This window comes from Microcystis sp. LE19-84.1B, assembly GCF_027531875.1.
Taxonomy (GTDB): Bacteria; Cyanobacteriota; Cyanobacteriia; order Cyanobacteriales; family Microcystaceae; genus Microcystis; species Microcystis panniformis.
Window position 1 is genome coordinate 1 of sequence record NZ_JAPZSR010000035.1, and the last position, 13503, is coordinate 13503.

The following is a 13503-nucleotide window of genomic DNA, read 5'->3' on the forward strand; positions in this document are numbered from 1 at the left end:
GTAGGGTTAAAGCAACACCATCACGGGTTAAGGTAATGTCGTTTTTATCGAAGGTATTGAGGTTAATTTGTTCGGAGAATTGAACGTCAATACTGTTGATGGGGTTGGCGGTTGAGGTGGGAACGTTGAGAAATTGGGTAAGGACTGGTTGGCTTGTATCTACAAATAGACTTAGGGTTGTATTGGTGGTGTTTCCTGCGGTATCTTCTACCCGTACTTCTATGTCTCTTGCGCCGGGTGAGGGAAGTTGAACTTTGCTACTAAATTGGCTTCCGGTTACGGCTGCTTGTTGTAAGAGTTGACTGGTGGTTTTGTCGTAGAAGAAGACTTTTAATCCGGTTTCTCCTAATTCCCCGCTAATGGTGGGATTGGTGGTATCAATTCGGGTTTGTCCTGATACAGTTAAAGGCTGTAGTAGCGCGAGGCTTTCAATATTTATCCCTGAAGGGGTGAGGGGATTGGTAACTGTAATGTTAGTAGGAATTGCGGGTGCGATGGTATCCATTACCCAGCTTTCGGACTGGGTTCCATTTCCTGAGTTACCAGATAAGTCTTGGATTCCACTACCGTTAACTGTCAGGTTATAGGTTCCATCGGTTGCGGTTAATCCACTTAATCCATTAATGCGATAGGTGGTGTCATTGATGGCGGTGATGGTGACGGTATTGTTAATTAAATTGGTTCCGTTATTACGGGTGAGAGTAATATCTTGCCAATTGAAGGTACTGAGGTCAATTTTTTCGGAGAAGGTGACGGTTAAAGAGGGAACCGGTTGATTGCGTGGGTTGATTAAGAGATTGACAATATCTGTTACTACTGGTGGGGTGGTGTCTGCATTACCGCCAGCGGTTTTCTTCCAAGTTTCTGTTAGTGAACCGCTACCAAATTTACCACTGGTGTCTTGGATTCCTGTGGCGTTGACGGTGAGTAGATAGTCTCCATCGTTGTTGGTTAGGGTGTTTAATCCGCTGATTTGATAACGGGTAGGAGAGAGGGAAACAATGGTGACGGTGGAGTTGATTAAGTTTGTGCCATTGTTTAGGGTTAAGCTTATGTCATTGTAATCGAAACTGCTGGCTTGTATGGGTTCGGAAAAGTCAAGGGTAATGGCGTTAACTGCTGTGGCGCGTGGGTCGGGACTGACATCAATAATATCAGTAATAGTGGGTCCGCCAGGAGTATAAACAACCGTGTAGGTTTTCGTTCCTCCGGTGGCGTTATTGTCAAGAAAATGTAATATATTTTCATAAATTGGACGACCGGTAGCGGGGAAGGTACGGTCGGTTGTCCAGAAGTTATCTAAGCCAATTTCTGTCCCGTCAGACCGCAAGATTTTAACGATGTCGTATTGACTGTTACTGGGTTCATCTAAGCGGAAGTAAGTCCAGCCATTTTCGACGGTGGCGCTAATTTGAACGGTTAAATCATTGAGGGTTGGGGGTGCGTCAATGGTGGCGTTTTTAACGGCTTTGACGGGTGCGGTTCCACCACTGCTGAAGTAGATGATATCGGGGGTGAATTGTGCGTCAAAGGTTTCGTTAACGAGGAAGTCGGGTAAGTTGTCGGGGTTGGAATGATTGACTTGAACTGTATGAATTAGTTCGTGGATTTTGACTTCTTTGATGAGGGAAAGTTCAGCTTTACCAAGGCTGTTGATGTGTTCAAAGGTGGCTTTGTAGTCGATGAATTTCCCTTGTAAGCTGGATTTGAGTAACCAGTCAGCGACGGCGGTTTTTCCGGCTTTGATGTCGCCAAAGTTGACGGTTAGGGAGGGGGTAACGCCTTGTCCGTTGACTTCGGAACCGATGATTTGGAAGTCTATTAATAGGCCTTTTTCGTTTTCGACGATTTTCGGTTGTCCCGAGGTGATTCTCAGGTTTTTTGCGTCTCCTTTTCCTTCATTTCTGATGAGGACAGCGAGGGAGTAGGGGACGGATGTTTCTACAATGTCATCGGTGAAGGGGTCATCGGCGAAGACATCTCGTTGATGGAAGTAGTCGAGGTAAAGTTCGGCTTGCGGGAAAACAGTAATAGGAGTAGAAAGTAGGGGGACGGTGATAGTTTTGCCGTTTTCCAGGTAGGAGAGGGTTCCACCAATGTTGTATTGGGTGGGAATTTCTGGCGCGGCTAAATTGGTAGGAATGAAGGTCCATTTGGCGCTACCAATTCCTTCGTCTTGGGTAGTGTCGGGGTTATCTCCGGTTAAGATTCCTGTTCCGTCAACGGCGGTAATATTGCTGAGAATGGGGTCAGTAATGCCAAATTTATCGTTAACAATGTTGCCGTTTTCGTCTTTGATTTGGAGGATAACGGAGAGGTTTTCGAGGTTGGTAGCGTTACCGTTTTCTATTTCTAAATTGCCAAGGAAGGCAGCGCGGGTCATTACTGCTTCTTGGTCGATTTTGATGGTGACTTGAGCGCAGACACTTGCTTGCTCTGAAGTAGACAATTGATTGTTGGTATTTTCTGGCTTGCCTACTGGCTTGTCTAATGTTATCAGAAATCTTTGATATTCTGGTCTTGATAGTATTTCATTAGCTTGAGATTGCAGTTGTTCAGTAATAGTTTTTTCAAGAGAGGATACATCAAAATCAAAGACGGGAATATTGTTAATTTCAAAAACATTACTTGGATTGACTGGATCAATTAAATATTTACGTGTTTCAACTTCTGGGGTGGCTGGATTATCAAAAGGACTAATAGTATAACCAAAAGCACTAGCATAAGCACTCAGATACAATCCACTCGACTCAAAAGAACTATAGAACCCTTCACTGGTAGAATAACCAAAAGTATAAGACAGGCCTCCGAAAAGTCCGCCTTCGGCGGCTACTATTTCAAATTCTGGAGCTTGACCATTAATAAATTCAGCTTTTGCATTAATATTACCGGTAATTCCGGCGTTAAAGTCTAAGCCTACTGTTCCACTTAAAGAAATCTTAAAATCCTCTCCGCACTCTTCGCCAATAAATCCATCAATCTCAATGTAAGGTTCAACAGTAATTCCAATGAAGCCTTCTCCTGATAGAGAGATACTGCTAAACATCGATCCTAATAATAGTTCTTCAGGTACAGATAATTCAAAATCTTGAGATAGATTTGGTCCGATAATAAGCCTTCCTGTTCCTTCAGCAGAAGCACCATAAGATATTCCTATAGGATCGCAGCAGGTTTTAACCTCCGCTTCGGCGGAAACCTCAAGATCCACTTCGGCTAATTTACCTGTTTGTACTGCTAAATAGGCGTTAACTGCTGTTTCTGCTGTCTCTACAAATGGTTCAAAGTAACTAGAAAAATCTTTTTCAAACAGGGTAATTTCAACACAACAGGGATTAATATCAAGAACAACTGGAGTTGGCGAATAAATAGAACCACCGCCAAAGCCGCCACCGCCAAAGCCGCCGATACCACCACCAGCACAGTTTCCTTCTACATTATTAAAGGCGATGGTTGTCGATTTTTGGACATCATTTCCTCCACAAGGATAAGACCAACCAAGAGAACCAGAAATTGAACAAGGAACTGATGGTGTAGCTAGAGTTGAAAGTTCTCCAGCACTATTTGGTAAAGTATCAAAATCGGCGATTCTTGTTATTCTTACAGGAATAGTTAGAGAACTTTTTGCGGCTAACCCATCAAAATTATTAATTAACGGCTCAATTTTATAAAAAGGATGTTCACCAAAATTTAACTTAATATCATTGGCTGCAATTAATCCGTGATTAGTCACAGTCATGTTAATTTGTGTGACTTGACCAACTGCTTGTAAATTTTCTAAATCGATTAAAGGCGGGTCAATTGTTACTACAGGAATTGGGACGTTGGTTTCAAACGTCGATTGAACCGTAATAATATATTTATCTTCAATTTCTGTCGGCGTTACTGTCCAAGTATATTTAACTGTTTGTCGTGACAAAAATGCCTGAACTTCTTCGGTTTTCCCTGCACCAATATAGATATTCTGCTCATAAGCATCATGATTATCCGCAGTAATCCGCAGTTTATAATACCCTTCTGCTAAATCAGTTTTAGACAATATCCCATCGGCATCTTTTTCTGAGGAAATAACGGTTCCTGTAAAGGGGTCTAATAGGGTAATTGTCGCATTTTCTAGCCTGGGTGAACCTTCTGCAAAGAAGAATAATTCATCCACTACATTGATATTAAGATTCCCTTTCGCTTCCGAAATCGCTCGGAAATTAAACGGTAAACTTAAGGAGGCTTCATCCCCAGAAATAACGACATTTCCGTTATAAACCGTTAACTCTTGGCTCGCTGACGGTTGTAATAATAAGGAAACTTTCGTTGATTGACCGGGATTCAAGGAAGGTAGCTTAACCGCAGAAGCGGACTTTAACCAAGGCGCATCAGGAAGCAGAATATTTAATTCTCCTGACGCAACCTCCCCTTGATTACTAACCGTAAACTCGACTATTGTTTGACCTCCCCGCAACATCGAAGCTTGTAAACTGCTAGTATCCGCAACTAAACGGGGTAACAGTCGCGCCACATCTACTCGTATTGGTAGATTCGCGGTAACGCCTTCAGTGGTACTTAATCCCAGACCAAAGTTGTAATAACTCCATTTATCATCGGGGACATTAATACTGTAATTGACCGTGATTTCTTCATTACCCCCTAAACTCGTTTTCTCTGGGGTGACATTAACTGTCCAATCACTTGGCGCACCATTGACAGTAGCAGTTAATCCCGATAATCCTAGATTACTCAGGTTTTGTAGTTTCACTGACCCATTAAAGGTGGTTCCTTCGGTAATCCGTTGGGAAACCTGCGTTAAGAATTGGTCATTTTGTTCAAACCGCATTCCTAAGAGAGTAAAACTATCTTCTGGGGTAGTATCTTCACTCGCAAACCCAGGGAAATAAGCATTGATATTATAAGTTCCCGCTTCTCCGGGTAAGGGAGTAAATTGACGGACAAAATTACCATTTCCATCAGTAAACGCATCAAACTCTCGAATATTTCCCTTATTCTCTACCCGGACTTTGACAAATTCATAGGGGACAGGAGAGTTATCACTATTACTTAATGCTTGTCCCCTGAGAGTTACTGGATTACCCGCGATGGCAGTTTCTGTGTCAGAATAAACCGTACCACGATAAGCCGGTGTTACTGTTACTGGGGTAATCGTTGTATTATTGCTTTCCCCAATTGTTAAGCCTTCATTAACGGTATTTCCGTTATCTGTCACCCCAATGAGGTAATATTGTCCGTGATTACGGGGAGCAAAGTAAGTGACTGTGCGATTGTAGGATGTTCCGGGTAATAAATTGGCTGGATTTTCTGTACTTCCTAAGCCAAATTCTCCTAATAAGGTGTCGTTGGTGTCTAATTTATTATCGGTTGATAAATAAACTCGGTCTTTCCAACTTCCTGTCGCGGCAATAATCCCGTTATTGGTGACTGTGTAGGTGAATTGAGACTGCTTAGTTGTATAAGTGGGGAGGATTCCTTGTAATTGAGTGAGGACTAAATCAGGAACATTGATATCGGTGATTTCTAAGCTATCACTCCCACTATTTAATCCTGTTGCTGAAGCGGTAATTGTTACTGTTTGACTACCATCGTTGATTCCGTCACTGATTCCGGTAATAGTGAAGGTGGCTGAAGTTTGTCCCGCAGCAATTGTTACTGTGTTGGGGACGGTTGCTTCGGTGGTATCGCTGGAATTGAGGGTAACAATTAAGTCGCTGCTGGTATCAGTATTACGGGTAATAGTTGCTGTTGCGGTTCCCGTTTCTGAGATAACATCTTTGTCAATAACGACTTTTAAACTGGGACTTTCATTGTCGATGATGTTAATATTGGCTGTTGCATTTCCGGTTGGTAAGGCGGTATTGGTTGCTGTGTAGGTAGGTTTGGCGGTAATCGTGACAGATTTTGTTCCATCAAGAATTGTATTATCAATTGCTTGAATCTCAAAGGTAGCTGATGCTTGATTGGCGGGAATGATAACAGTAGCAGGAACGGTTGCTGCTGCGGTATTACTGCTGGATAGTTGCACCTGTAGTGGTGTATCGGTAACGAGATTACGGGTGACTGTTGCTGTTGCTTTACCCCCATTTTCGTTAATATTAACAGTAGCAATGTTTAAGGTTAAAGTAACTGCATCATTGTCACTAATTGCTAGGGTATCTGAACCACTAACAAATCCTTGTGCTGTAGCGATAATGGTGTAGTTTTTTGCTAGTTCTATTAAGGTATCATCAACTGCATTCAGGTTAAAGTTAACTGAATTTGACCCAGCGGGAATGGTTACTGTGGTCGGGACGGTCAGTTGGGTGTTGTCGCTGCTAACGAGGGTTACTGTTAAGGGGTTTGTGGTGTCGGTATTGCGGGTGACGGTTCCCTGAATCGCGTTACCTTCGGTGACTTGTTCCCCACTAATATTAACGGTTAAGGTGGGTTTAAAATCGTTGTCGATAATATTGACAATTGCGCTGTTTTGTGATCCGATTGTTACGCCGTTGGTGGGATTAGACAGACTGAGATTGATGGTTTCTGTTGCTTCAAAGATACTGTCATCAATGATGGGAATGGTGACGGTTTTACTGGTTTCTCCGTTGGCGAAGTTGACGGTAATTGCGGTGTTATTGTAGTCAGATGGTGCAGTTGCTGTTCCATTGGTTAGATTGATTCTGACACTAACCGCGCCATCACTTCCATTGCTACGAGTTAAAGTAACTGCGGTAACGGGGGTTCCATTTTCATTGACTGAGTAAGTCGCATTGCTAAATTGAATAACTCCCGGTACTGCGTCATTATCAATAATCGTCAGGGTGGCGGTTTGTTGGGTTCCTAATGTTGCGCCACCTGTGGGATTGGAAAGGGTTAAGTTGACGGTTTCTGTTGGTTCATAAATACTGTCATTGATGAGAGGAATAGTAACAGTTTTACTGGTTTCTCCATTAGCAAAGGTGACGGTAATGGGTGTATTAGTGTAATCTTCTCCTGCAATTGCACTGCCATTACTAGGGGTTAGAATAACGCTAACTTCCCCGTCACTTCCATTAGTGCGAGTTAAGGTGATATTGGCTGTTCCGTTTTCGTTAACGGTGTAGTTACTGCTATTAAGGCTAATGATTCCCCGTTGCGGTAAGTCATCGTTAATGATGGTTAAAACTGCTGTAGTCTGGGTTCCTAATGTTACGCCACCCGTTGGGTTAGATAGGGTTAAGTTAACGGTTTCATTGGGTTCAAATTGGCTATCGTTAACAATGGGAATGGTGACGGTTTTACTGGTTTCTCCATTGGCGAAGTTGACGGTAATTGCGGTGTTATTGTAGTCAGATGGTGCTGTTGCTGTTCCATTGGTTAGATTGATTCTGACACTAACCGCGCCATCAGTTCCATTGCTACGAGTTAAAGTAACTGCGGTAACAGGGGTTCCATTCTCATTGATGGAGTAAGTCGCATTACTAAACTGAATGACTCCTGATACTGCGTCATTATCAATAATCGTCAGGGTGGCGGTTTGCTGGGTTCCTAAGGTTGCGCCACCAGTAGGGTTAGAGAGAGTTAAATTGACGGTTTCTGTCGGTTCATAAATACTATCATCAACAATAGGAATAGTAACAGTTTTACTGGTTTCACCATTCGCAAAGGTGACAGTTATGGGTGTATTAGTGTAGTCACTTCCTGCGGTTGCTGTACCATCAGTGGGGGTTAAGGTAACACTAACTGTTCCCTCACTTCCTCCAGTACGGTTCAGCGTTATCGTGTTGACTTCAAAAATCTTAATAGTATATTTACCTAAGTTATCTCCCGAATTTATATCATAGATGTAAAAATCAACTGGTTGTCCTTTACCTTCGTACTCTAAAGAATAAATGTGATTGGCTTGATAATTACCTAAGAAGTCATCATTATTATTGCCAAGAACGCTGGAATATAATCCAAAATCACCATAAACAGAATCACTGTCATTGACGCTTACAAAGTCATCTCTTGTTACAAATCTTGCGTCAACCAACCAATTATTTACTCGATAGTCTGGACTCCATGTTCCCGAAATTTCAAAACGATATTTTTGTCCATTCGTTAACACTTGAGAATATACTTTAGGTTGACCTATGGGATAAATATTGGTTTGCGAATCAACTGTTAAAATTTGAATTGGTGAGCTATTGGCATTTTCAGTAACGGAATAATTAGCACTGTTAAAACTAATAATTCCAGGTTGCGGTAAATCATCATTAAGAATGGTTAAAACTGCTGTCGTCTGAGTTCCTAATGTTACGCCACCCGTTGGGTTAGATAGGGTTAAGTTGACGGTTTCATTGGGTTCAAATTGAGTATCGTTAACGATGGGGATGGTGACGGTTTTACTGGTTTCCCCATTGGCGAAGTTAACCGTAATGGGGGTGTTATTGTAATCAGATGGTGCAGTTGCACTTCCATTTGTTAGGTTAATAGTTGCACTAACTGCGCCATCACTTCCATTGCTACGAGTTAAAGTAACTGCGGTAACGGGGGTTCCATTTTCATTGATGGAGTAAGTCCCATTACTAAATTGAATAACTCCTGATACTGCGTCATTATCAATAATCGTCAGGATGGCGGTTTGTTGGGTTCCTAAAGTTGCGCCACCCGTTGGGTTAGATAGGGTTAAGTTGACGGTTTCTGTCGGTTCATAAATACTGTCATTATTGATAGGAATAGTAACAGTTTTACTGGTTTCTCCATTAGCAAAGGTGACGGTAATGGGTGTATTAGTGTAATCTTCTCCTGCAATTGCACTGCCATTACTAGGGGTTAAGATAACGCTAACTTCCCCGAAGCTTCCTCCAGTTCGATTAATTGTTACCGCCGCAACAATGTTGCCATTTTCGTTGAAACTATAAGTAGGAGAACTAAAAGCAATTTTTCCAGATGAAATAGGGTTATAAGTGGTATTAAAATCCCAGCTTAAAACGTCATGATACCCACTCGCTGCAGCCGTTCCAGAAGTAAACCCAATGTAGGCATTAGGAGTTTGTAAAACAGAAATAAGATCAACGCTATAGGATAACAAGGGATTATCTGGACGCTGATTTGTTGAAGCAAGACGTACTTCTAATAAAGTATCAACTCCATTATAATCGACCCACGCCGTCCAGATATTGCCATTATTCAATCGGGTCGGAATAGGCTGAAGTACCACAGAATCAATATTACCATTAATATTAATTCCTACATGATTGCCACTGCCATCATCAATTGAACCATTGTTATAAGTATCAAATTCAATCCCTAGACTGGGATTAATTCCAGAGTAACCAATTCCCCCACCGCTACCACCAGTGTTATTAGCCACTGTTTTTACAACAAATACTAAACCATCGGCTCCTTGTCCGTCATTATCAGCAATTCCTTGAGGATTGGAAATTTGAAACTGGAAGGCAGTGCTAAAAGATGCGTTATTCTCTAAAGAGATACGATTAGTCAAGAATGCACTGCCGCTTTGCCCCAAACCATCTGTAAGGCGTAAAACTGGGTTAGTATTATTAATATCTAGGGTTTGTTTGGCAACTCCATTAAGAGTAAAATCAGGAGAAATAATAAGTTTGCCAGTGCTTTGATTGCCTAATGTTGCTCCACCCGTAGGATTAGTTAAAGTTAAGTTTACAGTTTCATAAAACTCAAATTCATTATCGCTAACGATAGGAATAGTAACAGTCTTACTGGTTTCTCCATTGGCAAAGGTGACGGTAATGGGGGTGTTTGTGTAGTCATCAGGTGCAATTGCACTTCCATTACTAGGGGTTAGAATAACGCTAACTTCCCCGTCACTTCCATTAATCCGAGTTAATGTGATATTGGCTGTTCCGTTTTCATTTGCGGTGTAGTTGCTGTTATTGAGGCTAATGATTCCTCGTTGCGGTAAGTCATCATTAATGATGGTTAAAACTGCTGTCGTTTGGGTTCCTAATGTTGCGCCACCCGTCGGGTTAGAAAGGGTTAAGTTGACGGTTTCGTCTGCTTCAAATTGGCTATCGTTAACAATGGGAATGGTGACGGTTTTACTGGTTTCACCATTGGCAAAGTTGACGGTAATTGCGGTGTTATTGTAGTCAGATGGTGCAGTTGCTGTTCCATTTGTTAGATTGATTGTGACACTAACTGCACCTGTGGTATTTCCTGTACGATTAATCGTCACAGCATTAACGACAGTACCATCTTCATTCACACTAAATTGAGAATTGCTAAAAGAGAGAACACCCGCATTAACATCATCATTAATAATAGTGCTAGTAACTGTATTGGTTGTTCCTCGATTATAATTAGCACTAGAAACCAGAGTTAAACTAACTGTTTCATCTTGTTCAAAGATAGTATCCGCTGTGGGGTCAATGGTTAAAGTTGCTGTATCCAAACCCGCAGCAAAAGTAATTGTTCCACTGGTACTGTTAAAACTAGCCGCACCATTTTGGGTATAGTCATTATTAAAGGTTGCATTTCCTCCCACATTAAAACTAACAGTGAGAGGATTAGCTGTATTTCCAGTCCGAGTGAAAGTGTAAACAAGATTACTTGTTCCATCTTCTGTCACACTCGCAGGAGAGACCGCGAGGGAAACCGTTGGTAAATCATTGTCAATAATGGTTAAGGTAGCTGTAGTTTGCGTCCCTAATGTTGCGCCACCAGTGGGACTGCTGAGGGTTAGATTTAGGGTTTCATTCCCTTCAAAATCAGAATCATTGACTATAGGAAGAGTTACGGTTTTACTGGTTTCTCCAGGAGCAAAAACTACAGGGACAGCTAGGGAATTGTAGTCATCGGGAAAGACCGCCGTCCCATTACTTAATAAGACATTAACACTGACCGTTCCTTCGCTACCATTAGTCCTTTGCAGGGTAACAGCATTCACCGCTGTACCATTTTCGTTGACGCTAAACGCAGCGGCGGTAAAGGACAAGACCCCAGCGAGATCGTCTGTGACATTAGAGATAGAGATCGTGAGGTTGCGTTCGTAGGATAATCCTGTATTGTCAGTCGCTTTGACTCGGATTGTATGTTGGGTGTTGGTTTCGTAATCCAATAAGCTACCATCAGCGACCACCAATTGATTATTAACGATCGCAAATCGTCCACCGGCATTATTAATCAGAGTAAACGTATGAGTATCGTTAGTATTGTTATCCGAGGCACTTAGCAGGCCAATAACAGTATTATTAGCGCTGTTTTCAGGAACAGTACTGTTATCTAAGGTGATATTCCACGGAGCGCTATTCACCACACTCAAGACAAAGCTATCGCTTGTGGAAGCACCACTCTGATCGGTTGCTATAACTTTTAGATCATATTGTCCCGCTTGGGCCGCACTAGGATTACCACTAAAAGTGCGATCATTAAAGGTTAACCAACTGGGAAGGGTACTGCCATCGGCTAAGGTGGCTGAGTAGGTTAAAGAATCGCCAACATCGGAGTCTTGGAAAGTATTAGCAGAAATAGTGAAATTGGAAGACCGATTGCTAAAAATACTGGTATCGGTAATGGGATTAGCAACGGTGGGAACATCGTTAATTGAGTTAATAGTTAAAGCTACGGTTGATGGGTTAAGTGCGTAATTGGTTCCATCCGAACCGTTCCAAGTAAAACCAGCGATTCCGTTGTAGTTGGTATTTGGGGTAAAGGTTAAATTGCCTAAATTTGCTACAGCAATTTCTTGTTCAACAGCAACTGGACTATTATTTAACTTAAGAAGTCCGTTACTCGGTAAGTTAATAATCTTGATTTTGGCTAGGGGGACACCACTACCACTGTTAAAGACACTGGCAAAGTCATTAGCTGTAAAGGGAATAACCTGATCCTCATTTCCGGTTTTCTCAACAACACCAATGGTAGTTATCTGGTCAACATTTACTGTCCAAAGCTCTACGCCATTTACCCCGTTATCAGCAGTGAAGTATAGTTTACCGTTGCTATAGGTTAAATTGCCGGGGTTAGAACTACTACTGCCGACATAAATATCCTTCAAAAAGACTGGATTGCCTGTCGTTGGATCAAGTTTCCAAAGTTCCCACCCAGTTGTATTATTATAAGCAGTGAAATAGAGAACGCCATTAGCATTGAGCAAGTTATAGGGGTGTGAACTGCCACTGCCGGATACAACCTGAATGACACTGGGGGTTCCCGTCGCTGGGTCAATTCTCCACAGTTCATAACCACTCGTTGGGGTATAAGCTTGGAAGTACAGTGTGCCGTTGACATTGGTTAAATAACTCGGATATGAATAACCGCTTCCTGAATTAATGTCAATCAGAACTGGATTTCCAGTGGTGTTATCAATGCGATAAAGTTCTGTTCCGTTAGTGCCATTATTGGCCGTGAAATACAGTGTGCCATTGACATCTGTTAGGTTGCTGACGCTGGAAGTATTACTTCCGGGATAAATATCCAGCAGGGAGACAACACCAGTAGCCGGATTCGCTCGCCACAGTTCGGTGCCATTGACATCATCGTTGGCGGTGAAATAGAGAATGTCTCCAATTTTAATAAAGTTGCTGGGACTAGAAGCCAAGGTTGTGGCATTAATGTCTTTAACTAAAGTTGTACCTTCTGGGGTGCCATCGGTTTGCCATAACTCTACCCCTTGGCTGTAATTACCAGCACTGAAGTATAGTTTACCGTTGCTATAGGTTAAATTGCCGGGACTAGAACTATTACTGCCGTCATAGATATCTTTGAGGAAGACTGGATTACCTGTCGTCGGATCAACCTTCCAAAGTTCCCACCCAGTTGTATTATTATAAGCAGTGAAATAGAGAACGCCATTAGCATTGAGCAAGTTATAGGGAGAAGAACTACTGCTACCCGACACAATATCAATTAAAGCCGGATTGCCGGTGGCGTTATCAATGCGATAAAGTTCTGTCCCGGTTGCGCTAGTCGTAGCGGTAAAGTAAAGTATCCCGTTGACATTGGTTAAATTACTCGGCGATGAACTGCTACTTCCGGCTGAATTAATGTCAATCAGAACTGGATTTCCGGTGGTGTTATTTATGCGATAAAGTTCTGTCCCGGTTGCGCTAGTCGTAGCGGTAAAATACAGTGTGCCATTGACATTAGTTAGGTTAGCAGGACTGGAGCTTGATGCACCTGAATGAACATCTACAACTTCAGGATTGCCAGTCGTAGAGTTGATGCGCCAGAGTTCGGTTCCGTAAGTGGGATTATTAGCGGTAAAGTAGAGAACTCCGCCAATATCAATCAAATTACTTACATTTGGGGTGCTGGAGCCGACATAGATTTCCAAGGGAACTGTACCTTGTGCTGTCCCGTCGCTACGCCATAATTCTCGACCATTCACCCCATCATCGGCGGTAAAGTATAAGGCGTTGCCAACCGCGTAGAGCGTGGTGGGACTGGAACTATTACTTCCGGTGCGAATATCTTTCACTAAAACTGGATTACCACTGGCATCTAGCTTCCATAATTCCGTCCCGTTGGCACTGTTAGTTGCTGTAAAAAATACTGTGCCATTGACATGGGTAAAGTTCT

The 13503-nt window shown here is 42.3% G+C and carries 1 protein-coding gene; it reads right to left on the reverse strand.

All coding sequences use genetic code 11. The features are described 5' to 3' along the window. The coding region (locus O9324_RS01910) for a Calx-beta domain-containing protein (RefSeq protein WP_288139343.1) at positions 1–13503 on the reverse strand (13503 nt) is incomplete at both ends.